We start from the raw sequence: 17,876 nt of genomic DNA on the forward strand, positions 1-17,876 counted from the left end.
GGAATAGGGACGCCCTTTTCCATATTGTTCGAAACCGCGATTCAAGCGGCCAGCGCCGGCTCTTTTTTCAAATGTAGACAGTGGAAGCTGCCCGGTGATAAAATATAGGGGTGGACGTCAATCCTTCGTGGGCCATTCGGCAGCTGGTATGGCAATGCAAAATCGGAGACGATCCCTTTGGGATCAAGGAGGGGATAATAAATGGTTATGTACAGGATTGCTGGTCCTAGTGGCAGGCTTTCTTTTCTCCGTTACCTCCGGCAAAGAATCGCTTACCAGCCAGCTGACCGACTCGAAATTTACGCTGTATCGCATTGTGGAGGAATGAGGCGGCGTGCGCGGCTTTGTGCTATCTCAGCTTTTTCTATATGCGGCCTCCTGCTTTATCAGAAGAAGGAAAAACGCTACCACCTTTTGTGGGCGCTAATTGGATTCCCGGTTATCTGGTTTTACTTTTATTTTTTCAGGTGTATTAATCGTTCATGTCGCTACAAGCAAGGCGAAGCGCCTATGACGGTGGAACCGCATTTCCGCCTTGACAAGAGGGAAAGGATCTATTATACTAAAACCGCAACACATAACACTGTTATATAGGGGGTGAGTGTTTGTTCCTTCCCGAGCCTACCCCGACTACCCGTGCGCATATTTTAGAAGCTGGGAAAAAAGAATTCCTTGCCAAAGGGTTTCGTGACGCGTCCCTGCGAAACATAGTTAAGGAAGCAGGCGTTACGACCGGCGCCTTTTATGGGTATTACAAAAGCAAGGAGGAGCTGTTTGACGCGTTGGTTTGCGAGCCATACCAGGCCCTAATGGAACGGTTCAATCAAGCGCAGGATGCGTTTGCCACGCTTCCACCCAAGGAGCAGCCTGCTCACATGGGCGAAATTTCTGGGGACTGTATGGACTGGATGGTGGACTACATTTACGAGCATTTCGATGCGTTTAAGTTGCTTCTTTGCTGTGCGGAGGGGACGCGGTACGAGTGGTTCATCCACGATCTGGTAAAAATTGAAGTGGATGCGACGCACCGGTTCTTGTCGGTCCTCAAAGGGCTGGGGCATCCGGTAAAAGCCATCGACCCGCAGTTGGAGCACATTCTAGTCAGCGGGCTTTTTTCCGGTTTTTTTGAGATGGTGGTTCACGATATGCCAAAGGAGCAGGCTTTGGGTTATGTGAAGGAACTCCGGGAATTTTACACGGCAGGCTGGCAAAAAATCATGGGGCTGTAAAGCCCTGCTTTTTTGCCGTATAGTTAGCTTAAACTAACCATAAGGAGGGATTTGCATGAAAAAACAATCCAATCTCTCGCGGCTGATGCAGTACGCGGGAGGGCATCGCTATTTTACCTATGCCTCATGGGTGCTTTCCGCGCTGAGCGCGCTCATTGCGCTGGTGCCATTTTGGTACATCTGGAGAATGATCCAAGAGGTGCTGCAGGTGATGCCGGACTTTGACAAGGCGCAAAACTTAGCCGTCAACGGCTGGATGGCGGTTCTGTTTGCTGTGGTAGCGGTGCTGGTTTACATTGCAGGGCTAATGTGCTCCCACGTGGCGGCGTTCCGGGTGGCCACCAACATCCGCTGCGAGGCCATGCGCCACATTGTCAAGCTGCCGCTAGGATTTGTGCAGGAGTTCGGCAGCGGCAAGCTGCGCAAAATTGTCAACGAGTCCAGCGCGGCTACGGAAACCTACCTGGCCCACCAGCTGCCCGATAAAGCGGGCGCAATCGCAACACCTTGCGGCCTCTTGGTGCTGTTGCTTGCATTTGACTGGCGGTTGGGGCTGCTCAGCCTGATTCCGGTGGCGCTGGGCTTTTTGATTATGATGAGTATGACCGGCTCGAAAATGCAGCAAAAGATGAAGGAATACCAAGATGCCCTGGATGACATGTCCAACGAAGCGGTGGAATACGTCCGCGGTATCCCGGTGGTCAAGACCTTTGGGCAGACGGTGTTTTCCTTTAAAAAGTTCAAGGACGCCATCGACCGGTATGGGGTGTGGGTCATCGCCTACACCAAGCAGCTGCGGACGCCGATGCTGTTTTACACAGCGGCCATCAACGGCGTGTTCGTGTTCCTGATTGCGGCCGGGTTGCTTTTCACCCGTGACGGGGTGACCAACGAATTTTTGCTCAACCTTCTTTTTTACATTATTATTACTCCCGTTATCTCGCTGACCCTGACTAAAATCATGTTCCAAAGCGAGAACGCCATGATTGTCAACGACGCGCTGGAACGGATCGACAGCGTGCTTACCCTTACGCCCTTGTCCCAAGCCGCCGTTCCCCAATCCCCTAAGGACAGCTCAGTTACCCTGGAGGACGTGCGCTTTAGCTACGACGGGAAAACCGACGCCCTCAAACACGTTTCCCTCTCTATCCGTCCCGGACAGACCGTCGCCTTCGTAGGCCCCTCCGGGGGAGGCAAAACCACCCTTGCCAATTTGATTGCCCGCTTTTTCGACCCCCAGGAGGGCCGGGTACGCATCGGCGGTGTGGATATCCGGGACATCTCCAAAACGCAGCTGATGGATACGGTGTCCTACGTATTCCAAGACAGCAAGCTGATTAAGGCGTCCATTCTGGAAAATGTGCGCCTGGCCAAGCCGGATGCGGGTCGGGACGAGGTGATGCGGGCGCTGAAAGCAGCTCAGTGTATGGACATCGTGGAAAAGTTGCCCAATGGGGTGAATACGGTAATCGGGACAAAGGGGGTATACCTTTCCGGCGGGGAACAGCAGCGCATTGCCATTGCGCGGGTGATGCTTAAGGATTCCCCCATCGTCATCTTAGACGAGGCCACGGCGTTTGCCGATCCGGACAATGAAAGCCGGGTGCAGAGGGCCTTTACAGAGCTGTCGAAGGGAAAAACGGTCATTATGATTGCCCACCGCCTTTCCACCGTGGTGGGGGCGGATCGGATTTTCGTCCTCAAAGAAGGGGAAATCACCGAGTCGGGCACTTGCAGGGAACTGATGGAGGCCGGCGGCCTGTTTCGCAAGATGTGGAAGGATTATCAGACTTCCGTCGAATGGAAAGTAGCAAAGGAGGGCTGAGGCAATGATTGAAAAGCTACAGAAGAAATACGCACTATCCGAACAGGGCGCAAAGGACCTGATTAAAGGATGCATCGCCTGCGCGCTGCAAAACATTTCCTTCATGTTCCCAGTCGGGCTGCTGTACTTTTTGGTCAGCGACCTGATGGCCGGCGGGATTTCGGCGCAGAGAACGGTATTTTATATAGTAGGCTGTGTTATCTGTGTGGGGATCATCCTGCTGACTACATGGTTCCAGTACAACGCCACGTATTTCGCCACCTATAAAGAAAGCGGCGTGCGGCGCATTTCCCTGGCCGAACAGTTGCGCAGGATCCCGTTGTCCTTCTTTGGGAAAAAGGATCTGGCGGATCTGACCAGTACCATTATGGCTGACTGCACCTTTTTAGAGCAAAGCTTCTCTCACTTTATCCCCGAGCTGTTCGGCGCGGTCGCATCCACCGTGCTGGTTGCCATCGGTATACTTTTCTTTGACTGGCGCATGGCCCTGGCAGCTCTTTGGGTATTGCCGGTCTCCTTTGCGATTGTCTGGCTGTCGGCAAAGGTACAGGAAATGCTCAACCGCAAGTCCATGGATGCAAAGATGGCCTGTGCCGATGGGATTCAGGAGTGCATCGAAACCGTACGGGATCTTAAGTCGTGCAACGCGGAAGAGGCATATCTGGAGGGGCTGGACCGAAAAATCAAGGCGGTGGAACACCGGGCGGTGATCAGCGAGTTCGGCACGGCTGCATTCGTCGTTTCCGCTTCCCTCATTTTAAAGCTGGGCATTGCCACGGTAGCGCTGGTAGGCTCGATGCTGCTCATAGACGGGTCGCTGGACGTGCTGACCTTCTTTTTGTTCCTGCTGGTGGTGTCGCGGTTTTACGATCCGCTGCAGGGGGCGTTGCAGAACCTGGCGGCGGTGATCAGCACCCGTACGAACATCGCTCGCATGAATGAAATTCTTGACCATCCGGTACAAACCGGCAAAACCACCCTTTCCAACCAAGGGTACGACATCGTCTTCGACCACGTGGGTTTTTCCTACAATCAGGAAGAAACCGTGCTTGAAGATGTGAGCTTTACCGCGAAACAAGGGCAGGTAACGGCGCTGGTAGGCCCCTCCGGCGGTGGAAAGACCACAGTCTCCCGCCTGGCCTCCCGCTTCTGGGACGTAAACAAAGGAACCATCACTGTAGGCGGGATGGACATTTCCCAGATCGACCCGGAAACCCTTCTTTCGCTGTATTCCATCGTGTTCCAGGACGTAACCCTGTTTGACAATACCATCCTGGAAAACATCCGCATCGGGCGCAAGGACGCGTCGGACGAAGAGGTTTTGGCGGCGGCACGCCTGGCCAATTGTGAGGAGTTTGCGCAGAAGCTGCCCGACAAATGGAACAGCCGCATCGGGGAGAACGGTTGCGAACTGTCCGGCGGGGAACGCCAGCGCATTTCCATTGCCCGCGCTTTTTTAAAGGATGCGCCGATCATTCTTCTCGACGAGGCCACAGCCTCCCTGGACGTGGAAAACGAGACGCTGATCCAGTCCGCCCTTTCCCGGCTAATCCAAAAGAAAACGGTACTGGTCATCGCCCACCGCATGCGCACAGTGGCAGGCGCGGATAAGATCGTGGTGCTGGCGGACGGACGGGTTGCGGAAGAAGGCCCCCCTGCAGAACTGCTCAGGACAGACGGGATTTATTCGCGTATGGTCGCGCTGCAGTCGGAAAGCCAGGGCTGGGCGATCAAAAGCGGTATCTAATTTTTACCGGCGATCCCCTTTGCCTCCTACTTTTTACGCAAGCCAAAACCGCAGATTCTGCGAAGCCATTGGGAATGACCCCCAATGGCTTCCTTTGTTGCTTTGCCTGTTGACAAAAATGGGGCGAGCGACCAGCAGCCGTGGGTAAATGAAAGCACGGGCCTAGATCTACAAAAAGCGTCTGTCATAGAGGAAATATGGACCTATCTAACCGATTAGACGCACGAAAGATACATGTTAACCATATAACCGTCATAAAACCCCATTTTTATCCATCATTTTTGGCGCATTCTACTATCTAAACAATTTTTCGATATCTTTCATAAAAGTTATTCAAATCGCAGAGGCTCAATAACCGCAATTTATAAAAAAGCACGGCAAAAAGTGGAAGCAAAAAAACGAGTAATTGGGCACAATTGGTGACGGAAGATCACGATAATGCATAAAAAAGGCTGAGATTATCGCTGGTTTTGTGGCCTGACGACGTTACTTTTTCGCGTGATTTCACATTTTGAGTAGAATAGTGTTCAAAAAGCAATGTTTAATAACAAAAATATTATATATTTTGCTTAACTTCATGAGAAGACAAGATTATAATAGGGCTGTCGGTTAATTGATCCATATGAGCGGTTCATTGATCCATATTGGGACAAAATACAGGCGGCTTAAAAGACAATTGACCGGGAGAGACTTTTTTGTTGTATCCAATGCGGTTTCTTGTTTTCCCTGCGTAATTTTGGAAGCGGATCCGCTGGATGAAAAACCTACAATTCTAGGAGGGAGACGAATGAACAAACACGTAAAACGCGTTGGGTCATTGGTCCTGACCATGTCGATGCTGACTTCGGCTGGTTTGATGATGACTACCAATGCGGCGTCAACCGATCTGAGCTCGGACGGGCTGCGCTCGATGGAGTATTTGGATCGCGGCCTGGTGGCAGCTGAGACGGCTGACGGCATCTTCCTGAGTTGGCGTTTCCTGGGCAACGAGCCCGACGGCATCTCTTGGAATGTTTACCGTGACGGTGCGCTGATCGCCACCATCAATCCCCATGACGTTCAGCCGGAGAGCGATTATGACACCAACCCCGGCGTCGTCAAAGAGAACACCACTCCGACCAACTACACCGATCCCGACGGCACCATCAGCTCCGTGTATGAAGTTGCCCCGGTTATCGACGGCGTAGAAGGCCGCAAAGAGGGCCTGTGCGTGCCGATGCTGTCCTCCCTGGAGGGAAGATCCGGCCAGGAAAACAGAGGCGCTGTGCAGTATATCCAGATGAAGCCCGCTCCCGATCCCATCCCGCTGGTCAACTTCGAGTACCGCGGCAAGATCGTCGGCCCTGGCAGCACCATTGGTGGAAACGATGCAAAGACCTGGGCGATTTCGGAAGACAATCAGGAGAGCTGGTACCGTGTTGACATGGATCTGCTTCGTGCGTTCCGCGAGCCCCATGACAACAAGACGGCAGTCACCCAGGAAGATTTGAACGGCTGGATTGCCAAGCTCAACGAGTACAATGGCGAAGACTGGCAGCCGAGGAACGTGCTCAACAACGGCATCATCAGCGATGCGCTGTATTATGAGCTGGAAGCCAAGTTCATCCAGTACGTGGAAGAGCTTGACTGCGGCACCAGCCTCCCCTATGCCCATAACGAGGACGGCTCCATCATGACCACCATGAGCGGCAAGTTCACGACCCAGGATATGTCCGTGGGTGATTTCGATGGCGACGGCCAGTATGAAATCGTGGTGAAATGGCGTACCAACAGCCAAGACCCGATGTATTCCGACCCGATCTACAGCCCGAAGAACCTGACTGCGGGCACCGAGTACATCGATGTGTACAAGCTCGACGGCACCCTGCTGTTCCGCGTAGACATGGGTTACAACGTTGCAGCTTCCAACGACCATGAAACCAACCTGTTTGTGCAGGATTTCGATGGCGATGGCAAGAGCGAACTGATCCTGAAGACCAACCCCGGTACCCGTATCGGTAACTGGAGCGAGGAAGCGCAGGATGTTATTTATCCGAACACCCTTGAAACTGTAGTCGGCGGCGAGGACGGCCTGAAGTCCACCACCGATGCATTCAAGCAGTATTTTGCAGAGGGCAACGACGAAGCGCTGGACACCTACTGGGGCGTTCTCAATAGCTTCGACATCTGCTACCGCAGCCCCACAGCTGGCGGCGGTAACGACGGCCCGAACGATCCGGCTCAGAAGGCCTGGATTAAATCCTATCATGTCGGCCGCATGGGCGAGATGAAGGATGGTAAGGAATATGTCACCGCTTTCGAGTGGGATGCAGAATCCGGCGAAGGTATTATCGTTGACAGCGACGAGTATCGTTTTGCTTACACGGCGGGCAGCGTTGACGGGGAAGACTGGGCGATGGATCCCATGACCCAGCGCGGCAACTTCTGCTACATCACGCAGCCGGCTCCTGGCACCGATACCCTTGACAGCTATAAGACCCAGATCATGGCTGAAAAAGAACAGTACTGGCTGGAGAATCCGTGGAAACATTCTGTCTGGGGCGATGCACAGGGTAACCGTCCGAACCGCTGGGCGGGTGCTACTGGTTCCCTCGACGGCGAGAACTACTATGCTGTCATTCAGCGTGGTTACTATCAGAGAACCACTGCTTCCGCTTACTACATTGTCGATGGCGAGCTCGTTGAGAAGGCATACTTTGACACCGAAGATCCGGCTTGCCGCGTCCTCGGCGATGACAAGGAGCTCTACTACAGCCGCGGCAACCACTTTGCTGAGTGCGCCGACCTTGACGGCGACGGCAAGGATGAGTTCGTGCTGAAGGCTATGAAGCTGAAGCTGGACGAAGAGAAAGGCTTGCTCCTGCCTTACGTCATCAACGGCGACGTCTTCATGACCGTGGAAGCCATGGACGGCAAACTGATGGAAGCTGGCTATGAAATCATCAGCGACGAAACCCGCAACAATCCTCTCAACAGATGGGCTCCGCTCAACCACGGTGACCGCAGCGCCTTGCTCCCGGTCGACAAGACCAACAAGATCATGCAGTTCACCGGTATCGAAGAGTACATCTGGGACGACAAGAACACTGGTAAGCAGCTCGGCTGGCTGCCTGGACCGAACACCTTCGATCCGCAGAAGGGCCTGCGCATTGGCGAAGACGGCGAACTGGTTTATGAGAACGCCATCCTCTACGGCTCCTTCACCGGCAACGACGACGAAGGTTCTGTGGCAGGTAACTTCTCCAACAAGTGGCCGGGCGCCCAGGCTGGCGACTCCAGCGCTACGAAGAACGTCAGAAGCATGGTGACCGGCGAAGTGCTGACCACCACCAATACCGCCCGCGGCATTGGCCAGGGTGAGAACGCCGTCTGGTTTGGCAGCGGCTTGACCCATATGGCGGTCAACGGTGCGAATATCCATGACATCGACGATGAGACCTTTGCAGTATCCAATTACCTGCAGACCGGCCTGCGCTCTACTGGTTCCAAGAGCACTCCGACCTTGAAGGCGGATTTCTATGGTGACTGGCGTGAAGAGCTGATCTACACCAATTCTGCTGGCGATCAGCTGGCCATCGTGACCACTTTGGCCCCGACTGAGTATGGTATCCGTACTCTGATGCACGATCCGATGTACCGCAATGGTGTTGCCAACCAGAACATTTCCTACAACCAGTGTGGATTTGCCAGCTTCTACCTCGGCGACGAGGCGGAATTGCCGGCACAGAGAACCGATATCTATGTCCCGACCAACCCGCTCAACGACGTGACGGCTTCTACTGATAAGGCTGTTTACGATGTCAACGAGACCATCACGGTTACCGTCAATACGGATGATTCCGTAACGAGAGTTGGCCTGGCCAACGAGTCCGGCGATCCCTTGGCGGTTGCTGGTTCTTACGACGGCGTTGACAATGGCGACGGCACCAAGACCTTCACCATTACCTTCGCTCTTGGCACTCCGGGCGACCGTGTCATGACGGTCCTGACGGCTGGCGAAGATTATCAGCTGGGTTCCACCGGTACGACCATCGCCTTCACCGTCAGCAGAGAGCCTCTTGCTCCCTCTCAGGGCAACGATCCGCAGGCGATCTCCGCTAAGATCGTTTCCGGTTCCATGAAGGTTAACGAACCGATTACCTTCGAGATCAAGACCAATGATGACGTGACCAAGGTTGCGTTCTTCAACGAGAACGGCGCTGGCCTGTGCTCCACCACTTCCTATGTGGATGATGACGGAGTCCGCACCTGGACGCTGTCCATCTCGATGGGTTCTACCGGCAAGCGTACTCTGGATCTCAAGTACCAGGGTGCTGACGGCCAGTGGATCGATTCTGATCTGAGCGTTTCCTTCACTCTTACCAAATAAGAGTAAGTGACAATCGGATATTCCTTGTAAAAGGAACGATAACGCCCCGTACATCATGTGCGGGGCGTTTGGTTTTTTCGATGAAGCGGATGTCTTAGGATAGGGACTGCATCGGCAACGCAATGCAAGAGCAGGAAGGAATCTGTATGTGAATCGTAGGGGAGGAAAGGCTGGAAAGCAAACGGGCGGTGTAAGTAAAAATCCGAGGGGGCTTTTTGATGGTTTCCTGCCCTCCTAAGAAGAGAACTGGTAATCTTGTGAAAAACAGCTCCAAGCTTTATCTGCTTGGAGCCATTTGCTTTTATCCATGCAAAAAACACATATAAAAAGATGAAATATAGGTATTAGACCTTCAAATAAACCCATCTTATAATAAAAATAAAGCTGTATGGGGAGTACCTTCCCTATAAAATTTGAGACCGCAGTTTTCCCGTGCTTCTCTGCGGTGTCAGACAGGAGGCAGTACAAATGAAAAAAATCGGTTCTCTTTTATTCGCATTTACTTTGGTTTTTTCTCTTGCCGCTTGCAATAACAAGGATGATCCAGGGGCAACCTCTTTTGAGCTGTCCGAGACCGTATCCCGGCCGGTAACGTCGAATGCAAGTTCTACGGAAGCAGGAGGAGAGGAAAGCCATACGAGCATCGGCCAAGAAGAACCCGGCAGCAATGTCCTGGTGGCCTACTTCTCCTGGGCAGACAACGCCGTATTAGCAGACGACGTGGATGCAATTTCTTCTCCCAGTGTAATTCCGCCCGGAAATGTGCAGCAGCTGGCGGGCTGGGTGCAGGAGGAAACCGGCGGCGATCTGTTTTCCATCCAGGTAACGGATCCCTATCCCAGTGATTGGGACGAATGCTTAGCACGGGCCAACCAAGAACGGGGCGATAACGCCCGTCCAGAGCTTACAAGAGAGGTAGAACGTCTGGATCAGTACGACACGGTGTTCCTCGGTTATCCAAACTGGTGGTATGGCGTTCCCATGGCCTTGCTCACTTTCCTGGAACAAAATGATCTCTCCGGCAAGCAGGTGTATCTGTTCTGCTCCCACGGCACCGGTGGCTTGGCAAACAGTGTAGAGCTTATTACGCAGGCCGCGCCCGGTGCCACGATTTCGGATAACATCTTCGACTGTTACGAGGAGGATGCCTCCTCCTCACAGGGAGAGATCCAAAGCTGGATGGCGGAACTTGGATATTGATGATGGGAGGATGGAAAGATGAGAAAATTATGTTGCCTTTCGGCATTGTTCCTGTTGGCAATGGGATTTTCCGCTTGTGGAACGGAAAGCTGTGGATCGTCGGTACCTTCAGCACCAGATTCTTCCGTTGCTGAACCGGCCAATCCGGCTTCGGCCATGGAAGAAGAGCCTGCGCTTTCAGAAGAACCGGAAAATACAGTGCGACGGATTTCGGTACAGTTTGGAGAAGGAACGATCGTCTATGAGCTCAACGACGGTACGGCAGCCGTTTCCCTTTATGAGCAGCTGCCCCTTACCGTCGAAGTAGAAGATTACAGCACCAACGAGAAAATTTTTTACCCGCCTGAGGAACTGGACATCAGCGCTTGTCCCCTAGCGGAAGGTGGAGCCGGGACATTGGCCTATTACGCTGCCTGGGGAGATGTGGTGATGTTTTATGGCGACTACAATGAGAATTCCTCTCTCTTTGAATTGGGACAAGTTATCTCCGGAGAAGAACGAATCGGCCAAATGTCTGGCACTATCACCATTGATGCAGTAGAATAATCTGAAAAAGAGACCATAAGGAGGAAGAAAACGAAGAAAATAAAATATTACCGTATCTGTTTTATGTACGGCTTTCACTTCCATTTATCTTCCTTATGCACTTTTTCAGCAATGCGGTTTTGTCTTTCTTCTTTGAAATAGGAGTATTGTTCCATTCCAGAATGAATCAATTTATCCAAATTTACCAGTATCAATAGAATCATACCTCCTATTCCAATTGCACAATACTTTGAAGCATCAGGGCCCGCAGGAGCTTTCATTCTTTCTGCATCATAAACAATGATGCCGCTGCTTGTTACTCTTCCTTGCGATATTTCATTTTTATAGTCACGGACCGACTGTATTGAAGTTATCATAAAACTTATCATGCCATATATGAACATGACAATAGCAAGAAGAGAGCAAAGAATTCGGCCAACCTTAATTACGTTTTTCATATACTATTCCCTTCTTTCTTTATCCTTCAAAAAGAGTCATTACGGAGAAGAATAAATCTTTATTGTATTGATATTTGCCGTTTACCCACACGTAATATTCCTGACCGAACATTACATCTCGTGACCAGTCGGTAACAACAAACCTTCCGTCAGATAGTACTGTACTATAATATATGCTTTGACAGCCTTTCATTACAAAGCCGTGAGAGATATAATAATGAGTACTATTCCAAACTAGATGCATTTCATCTTTTCTATTGAATAGTATATCAAAGTTTTCAAACATGTTTGCTCCCATAACCATTTCAGAATTACTAAATCCTGTTTGAAAGTTGGCTGGGGAACCAGCAGGAGTTGTAACTCCAATTGCAATCTGAACTCCAACGGGAGTATAATTATCTGTTACCCACAACACATCGACACCTCCGGTTAAGAAACGATAAGAGCCGTTTACTCCGGCATTAATTCCCATACCTTCTAGTTCATAAACGGTATCCGCTCCCCATATAATTCCTACATTTAATGTTGCACTGCAGAAAGAGTGCCTCCTAAAAAGCCCGCAGATCCAAAATGGGCATAGTTGCCTTCTCCATCAAAGGCGTAAAAACCGGATGCCTGTCCACCGGCCCCACAATAGGCGGATACACCAGTACCAATCGTAACGACCATTCGGCCCGATGGATCAATATATTTGACGGGATTGTTTCTGCAATAAGAGAAGAGATTTGTTGTTGAATTTGCAAAGGATAATACTATCTGCATTGACCATACGGCCTATTTCGGGATCATAGTATCTGCCATTTAAATAATAAAGCCCGGACTCCTCGTCATAGTAGTAACAACGATAACGGAAGGGGTTGAGATGGCCGAGAGTAGAGGACATCGTCCCGGAGACAAGCTCCACCTTGCCCCATGCTTCATATGCATATTCTACTACTTGGTTGCCGTCGCTGTCCAGGAAGAAGCGGGCATGTGTAAAGATTATCACCAAGTGGTAATAGACATTACATGACTAAGGCCTGCCAAACGGCGAGCCTTGCTGGTTCCTTGGCATTAAGCATGTTCAATGAGATATTTAATAATGCTGTAACCATACAATATGGTGAAGAGGCCCAATGACAACATAAGAAGGAAATAGATTAATTGTCCTCTTGCTTTATCTTTTCCCCAATCCGTAATTCTCCAGAAACCTCGGATATAGATCACGGTCATACCTCCGGAATCTACCATTGCAAGCCCTGTTATGAGGGGAGGATATATTTTTCCATCCCGTTGTGTAAGCAAGGCAACACAAACAATTATGACAAACCAAACTGCAAACCAAATCAGGGCCATATAATGATAACGCATAACCTTCATAAAATTTTCCCATCTTTTATTTATTACAGCAAATGTACAATTGAATGACTTATAGAAAAAATACTAATTAAAAAAGTTATTAATATTCCAGCACAATACACCGGTTTTATTGGTATTCCAAAATTCAAAGGAAAACTCCAATCATTAATTTTTGTATACCCAATTGCTAGTTGGAGTCCAGTTCCTCCAAAACCAAGGCCAACAATCAAGGTCAAATAAGCAGTGTTTAAATGAATAATAGAACAATTTATTAATACAGTAAGAATGATTATAAAAATAATTGCACCTACTATCCATAACAATGATAAAATCCATGTTTTAAAAAAGTTTCTTTTTTTTAATGTATTCATAGTTTCACCTCATATCTTTAATGGAAAGTAGTAATTTGCTGCTCTTTTTACATCAGCATATGTATAGTTAGGGTGTGTCTTAACTGCATTTAATAAAATCTGATTTTCTTGTGGTGTCAAACCAATTTCAGCATCTACTTGGTCTACTAGAGATCGCAAATGCCCTGATATTGTATGAGTTTGTGTTCTAAATGCATGGCCATCAATTCCGGCGCCAATACCTACATTACATTCTAAACCTTGTGGATATGCATTCGGATTACTCCCAATATTTGCATTATCCCCCAAAAATAGAACATCAACACCAAGATATGCGGGAGCACCAATTGAACCCCCTATGGAAAGTCCGGTTCCTTCCAAGTCATAAACGGTATCTACTACCGTAGCTTGAGTTGCTATGCCAGCGCCAATAGAAAATAATCCAAATCCTCCGCTATCGTCTGTAAAATCGCTGTTGGAAGTTTGGACAACCAGATTGCCGTAGCCGTCCCAATATACACCAATCGAATATGAAATACCTATTCCAAATAGTGCATTAATATTAGCGTTGAAGCCAAAAGTCCAATACCCATCTAAATCAATATTATTTATAGGATTATTATCGCAGTACTTGTATAGATTTGTAGGTAACGCTTCTTTTGCATATATAAGCCCATCCGCATTGATAAACCGGCAAGTTTCGGGATCGTAGTACCTGGAGTTGAGATAGTAAAGGCCGGACTCCTCATCGTAGTAATAGCCCCGATAGCGGAAGGGGTTGAGATGGCCCAGAGTTGAGGACATCGTCCCGGAGACAAGCTCCGCCTTGCCCCATGCGTCATATGCATATTCTACTACTTGGCTGCCGTTGCTGTCCAGGATTCCGATGATGTCCCCTTGCAGGTTCTTCACATAGTAGTAGCTTTCCCCATCATAAAGGAATCCCAGCAGGCTTTCCGTGTCGTCATACAGGAAATCCAAGCGGTCGTCCCCGGTGATCTGGGTCAGGATCGTCGAGCCATTCAAATAGTATTCCGTCTCAACCCCGTTTACCACCTTCTTCACCCGGATCCCCGAGTCGTTGTAGTGGTAGGTTGCATTTGTCCCGGCCTTCGAGAAGGTGGCCAGCTCCCGCCCATGCTGCCAGGTGAAGGCTATGCCGTCCCGATAGGTGAGAGGGTTGCCGATCTCGTCGTAGGTGATGGTCTGGCCATTGTAACTGGTCAGCTTGTCCTTCCAGTTGGCATCTGTGTACCCGTAGACCGCATCCTCAAAGCAGACGCCATCGTTTACATTAATATAAAAACGAAGCAAATGCTAAAAACATCTGCTCCGTTTTTAATTGCTTGAGACTTTTGTAGGACTTGCTGACATACAAAATAAATCGAATCCTAAAATTCCTGTAAATTTTCCAACCATTCTTGATCATTTTCCTGAATGGCTTTATTCCTGGCTTGTATTAAGTGAAAATTCCTTTTTTCAGCCGGCATCTCTTTAAGCCTTCCTAAAATTGTTTTCGCACCAGGCCAATTTAGATCTTTCAGCCACTCGAACAGTCCCGGCAACAAATTTTCTAACTTGTCGTCGTCTAAAAGGACTAAAATATTAGCGCAGTTTTCCCAACAGTCCTTTCTTTTACTTGGCTGGAACAAAAGCGTAAAGTCAAATGTATCATTGGAAAGTATGGTTTGAATAGCCTGTCGTTGAACATCATATGGTTCATTCCAACTCAATTGTTCTATTATATTTTTCATAATTTATCACCATCCCAACAAATTGCTTTCAAGGTAATCGTATATGTGTATGGATTTGTTCCGGTATAGAACGAGGAGCAGATACAAAAACTTCTGCTCCTCTTTTGGTCAGGATCATAACTGTACATTTTTATTTGGAGAAAGGCTATAGTGATTCCGGATTTAAAAGCATTGAAATTGTGGCGATCACTAATGATAAGATAAAAACGACAATGAAAAATCTTATAAAAATATAAATCAATAGATATTTTTTCTTTAGCTTACTCGTTTGGAGCCAGGCGAAAATAAAAAGTGGGATTAGCAAAAAATCAACACAGATAATACCAATTATAGTTCCATTTAAAGAAATTCCAGATATGGCTGATATAAGATTAAATAGAATAAAGGAAATAATGGATAATGCTACAAGCCAATATTTTTTGATATATGTTTTCATACTACCACTCCTCATTTTTCGGATTATCCCATTCTCGTATGATTTCACTGATATTTACAGTAATATCCCCTTCTACGCCAACAATTGCATATATTCCTGCTCCCAAAGTAAAAATAGCGTCTGAATTATCTTCATTTTTAACTGCACCGTACGACATTCCAAAGAAATCAACTTCGGCCCAATAAGAGGAATTACCATTTTCAGCAAACATAAGTCCCTTTTTTTGAACTTCCTCGTAAGGCGCTTCATAGGAGGCACCTGCTGATAATTGAACATTGTCAGTAATTCCTACTGAACCCGATATGGAAGAACGTCCTACGGATTTCCATCCCTCGTCGCTAAGATTATAATATTGACCATATGCAATTCCAGTTGCTTCTACTTTTGCAACACCGAATACATTAGTCTTTACACCAACTCCATATCCTCCTCCATAATTTATTTCCACAGACTTCCGACCTATATTAAAAATTTTTGCGAAAGTTTTTGACATTATATTACCTATATCGCTAAAGAATTTACCAATTTGGTCGAAGAATAAACCGCTTTCGTCAATGTTCATAACAGGGTTATTACCACAATAGGAGAACATATTTGTGGCCATAAGCCCTTGTCCTGTAGAAACATACCCATCCGCATTGATGAATCGGCAAGTTTCAGAATCGTAATACCTGGAGTTGAGGTAGTAGAGGCCGGATTCCTCATCATAGTAGTAACTACGGTAGCAGTTTTGAACCAAAGAAACCAATCATTTATATTTTGGAATGATAGTCAGAAGATGCCGTCATTTCCGATAATCTCGGCATAATAGCTTTTACGCTGTTTAGAAACGAGGATATGATAATCATCATCGACAAACTGAATAGACTGCACCCCAGGCTCTTCAAACTTACTTATGCAATTCCAGTTGCTTGTTCGGTATAGTTCAATTGTATGACTGCTTTCAATAAACGCTAAAAATCGACCGGTTGGAGACCAAGAAACTGCACCAGAAGTAAGGCTCGGTTTGGGAATCGAGTAAATGGTATCGCCGGTTAGGACATCTATAATCGTAAGAGAAAAAAAGTCGTTTATTGCAAGCTTTTGTTGACAATAGTCACACGATAGGATTCCGTGTGAACAATAAAAGGTGCAAAATTGGTATTCCCCCGTAAACGGATAAGGAATAAGTGCAACCATTTCTTTTATTTTTGATTCATCGGAATATACAAATATAATTTTCTTCAGGAATGAATCATAAAATAAAATTCCCCGCCCGCTTATACGGATATCTATAAAATTTAAATCAATCCATTTTTGTGCAGAAAAATCGTATGCGGCTAATTTTTTTGGGGGGAAAGAGAAAATAGAACCGATAAGAAATTTTTCGTCCGGAGTGATAAGGAACGGGTCATCTTGAGCTTCCTTACAATTTGGAATCGATATTCTTTTCGTTTTTTCCCAGGTATTTAAATCGTAAAGCTGATAATAACCGGAACAGCTTTTTACAATCAACTGATTTTGGGTTAAAAATTTACTATGGTTTGGATAGTTCAAGTCGCTGAATCTATGTTCGAGCTTTCCGGACTGCCGAGAGTAAATTTCAACAGATTCCCCTAAAGAACAAAAGAAATCTTCATTGTGAGACATACTGTATGCCATCCCGAATTCATAGATTTTTTTCATTTGCATGTTGATTTCACCATCCATTTGCTGTAATTACGCAATGTGACACGAAAACGATCGTTGCTTTTAGACAGGCGAAAAGAACCGCATTCTGAATTATCAGCTACCAATGAAGAAATCACAGATGCGGTTCCTTATCGCCCGTTATAAATTTTTCAGATGTTCCTAGTTACATGAGCCAAAAGTTCTAAGCAAAGGCTTATGCAGTATTGCATTCTGCGTTCTAGGAAAATTTAAAAATATTTATTCATAGCAGCCATGGAGCGTATTTGGTTTTTTAAAAATTTTAAGGCTTCACGAATCGGTTGTTCTGCGTAATTTATTGGAACACTAATATAGGCGCGTCTAATAACTATTGTAACGTAGTCAAGATATGCATAAGTGTGAAGGTGTTGATGGTAAGAAGCTTCTATTGCAACCAAATTATCCGGATCATTTACATCTATACCTGCTCTCTCTAACATGAATCTCGCATTATTATGCCTTGCATGTTTTTGTGCTACAATATGATGTATATGATACGTTTTCTTTTCCGATTGTTTGGGCTTTGCAATAACAATGTCTTTTGGCTCGCTTTTCGCTTTTATAGAAGAAGTCTCTCTAGCAACTACGGTAGCAGCTGCAGATACAGCTAATGCAGAGACAGCAATATCGGCTGCTGTGGCGGTTACAGCAGCTGAACTGATTGTAATACCGGCCGTAGTTATAAGTGCAGGAGCTGCAAGACCAGCCGTTGCGACAATTGCTGCTGCACCTGCTACAATTACAGCTGCAACTGCCAAACCAGTAAAAAATTCTCCCCATGTCGGCCAATTTCCTGTTGGATCGCAGAGCATGATAGGGTTATTTGAGCAATAAGCAAACATGTTGTAGCAATGTAGACCTTTTCCTGTACTGATATATCCATCCGCATTGATAAACCGGCAAGTTTCGGGATCGTAGTACCTGGAGTTGAGGTAGTAAAGGCCGGACTCCTCATC

Annotated in this window: 16 protein-coding genes; 6 read left to right on the forward strand and 10 right to left on the reverse strand. The window is 47.6% G+C overall.

Annotated features, from left to right (window positions below; all coding sequences use genetic code 11):
* Nucleotides 1-605 precede the first annotated feature (605 nt).
* The 6 genes from WMO26_RS07065 (at nucleotide 606) to WMO26_RS07090 (ending at nucleotide 10,916) form a co-directional block, all read left to right on the forward strand.
* Complete coding sequence (locus tag WMO26_RS07065) at nucleotides 606-1,229, forward strand: TetR/AcrR family transcriptional regulator (RefSeq protein WP_349219236.1); 624 nt, start codon at nucleotides 606-608, stop codon at nucleotides 1,227-1,229.
* Nucleotides 1,230-1,284: 55 nt separating this feature from the next.
* Complete coding sequence (locus tag WMO26_RS07070; RefSeq protein WP_349219238.1) at nucleotides 1,285-3,054, forward strand: ABC transporter ATP-binding protein; 1,770 nt, start codon at nucleotides 1,285-1,287, stop codon at nucleotides 3,052-3,054.
* Nucleotides 3,055-3,058: 4 nt separating this feature from the next.
* Nucleotides 3,059-4,801 (forward strand): ABC transporter ATP-binding protein, encoded by a 1,743-nt coding sequence (locus WMO26_RS07075; RefSeq protein ID WP_349219240.1) that lies wholly within the window; start codon nucleotides 3,059-3,061, stop codon nucleotides 4,799-4,801.
* 787 nt (nucleotides 4,802-5,588) lie between these two features.
* Complete coding sequence (locus tag WMO26_RS07080; protein ID WP_349219241.1) at nucleotides 5,589-9,170, forward strand: rhamnogalacturonan lyase family protein; 3,582 nt, start codon at nucleotides 5,589-5,591, stop codon at nucleotides 9,168-9,170.
* A 468-nt stretch (nucleotides 9,171-9,638) separates the two neighbouring features.
* A complete protein-coding gene (locus WMO26_RS07085; protein WP_349219242.1) occupies nucleotides 9,639-10,370 on the forward strand; it encodes a flavodoxin in 732 nt (243 codons plus the stop codon).
* Nucleotides 10,371-10,388: 18 nt separating this feature from the next.
* Nucleotides 10,389-10,916 (forward strand): cyclophilin-like fold protein, encoded by a 528-nt coding sequence (locus WMO26_RS07090; RefSeq protein ID WP_349219243.1) that lies wholly within the window; start codon nucleotides 10,389-10,391, stop codon nucleotides 10,914-10,916.
* A gap of 74 nt (nucleotides 10,917-10,990) precedes the next feature.
* Here WMO26_RS07090 and WMO26_RS07095 read toward each other — a convergent pair whose 3' ends face one another.
* The 10 genes from WMO26_RS07095 to WMO26_RS07135 all read right to left on the reverse strand — a co-directional run.
* Nucleotides 10,991-11,353 carry a hypothetical protein gene (locus WMO26_RS07095; protein WP_349219245.1) on the reverse strand — a complete coding sequence of 121 codons (363 nt, stop codon included), beginning with the start codon at nucleotides 11,351-11,353 and terminating at the stop codon, nucleotides 10,991-10,993.
* 19 nt (nucleotides 11,354-11,372) lie between these two features.
* The gene (locus WMO26_RS07100) at nucleotides 11,373-11,825 is read right to left on the reverse strand and encodes a hypothetical protein (protein WP_349219246.1); all 453 of its coding nucleotides are present in this window, start codon (nucleotides 11,823-11,825) and stop codon (nucleotides 11,373-11,375) included.
* Between the two features lie 47 nt (nucleotides 11,826-11,872).
* Nucleotides 11,873-12,115 (reverse strand): RHS repeat-associated core domain-containing protein, encoded by a 243-nt coding sequence (locus tag WMO26_RS07105; RefSeq protein WP_349219248.1) that lies wholly within the window; start codon nucleotides 12,113-12,115, stop codon nucleotides 11,873-11,875.
* A complete protein-coding gene (locus tag WMO26_RS13595) occupies nucleotides 12,036-12,236 on the reverse strand; it encodes an RHS repeat domain-containing protein (RefSeq protein WP_353963366.1) in 201 nt (66 codons plus the stop codon). The genes WMO26_RS07105 and WMO26_RS13595 overlap by 80 nt, the downstream gene beginning before the upstream one ends.
* 499 nt (nucleotides 12,237-12,735) lie before the next feature.
* Nucleotides 12,736-13,062, reverse strand: a complete 327-nt coding sequence (locus WMO26_RS07110; protein WP_349219250.1) for a hypothetical protein — start codon at nucleotides 13,060-13,062, stop codon at nucleotides 12,736-12,738.
* 9 nt (nucleotides 13,063-13,071) lie between these two features.
* Nucleotides 13,072-14,355 carry an RHS repeat-associated core domain-containing protein gene (locus WMO26_RS07115; protein WP_349219251.1) on the reverse strand — a complete coding sequence of 428 codons (1,284 nt, stop codon included), beginning with the start codon at nucleotides 14,353-14,355 and terminating at the stop codon, nucleotides 13,072-13,074.
* Between the two features lie 77 nt (nucleotides 14,356-14,432).
* Complete coding sequence (locus WMO26_RS07120) at nucleotides 14,433-14,795, reverse strand: DUF5071 domain-containing protein (RefSeq protein ID WP_349219252.1); 363 nt, start codon at nucleotides 14,793-14,795, stop codon at nucleotides 14,433-14,435.
* 437 nt (nucleotides 14,796-15,232) lie between these two features.
* Nucleotides 15,233-15,979: an RHS repeat-associated core domain-containing protein gene (locus WMO26_RS07125; protein WP_349219254.1), complete on the reverse strand. Its 747-nt coding sequence runs from the start codon at nucleotides 15,977-15,979 to the stop codon at nucleotides 15,233-15,235.
* A gap of 23 nt (nucleotides 15,980-16,002) precedes the next feature.
* On the reverse strand, nucleotides 16,003-16,902 hold the full coding sequence (locus tag WMO26_RS07130) for a hypothetical protein (protein WP_349219256.1): 900 nt from the start codon (nucleotides 16,900-16,902) through the stop codon (nucleotides 16,003-16,005).
* A gap of 227 nt (nucleotides 16,903-17,129) precedes the next feature.
* The coding region (locus tag WMO26_RS07135; RefSeq protein ID WP_349219258.1) for an RHS repeat-associated core domain-containing protein at nucleotides 17,130-17,876 on the reverse strand (747 nt) is incomplete at its 5' end.

Source organism: Solibaculum intestinale, assembly GCF_040096205.1.
Taxonomy (GTDB): Bacteria; Bacillota; Clostridia; order Oscillospirales; family Acutalibacteraceae; genus Solibaculum_A; species Solibaculum_A intestinale.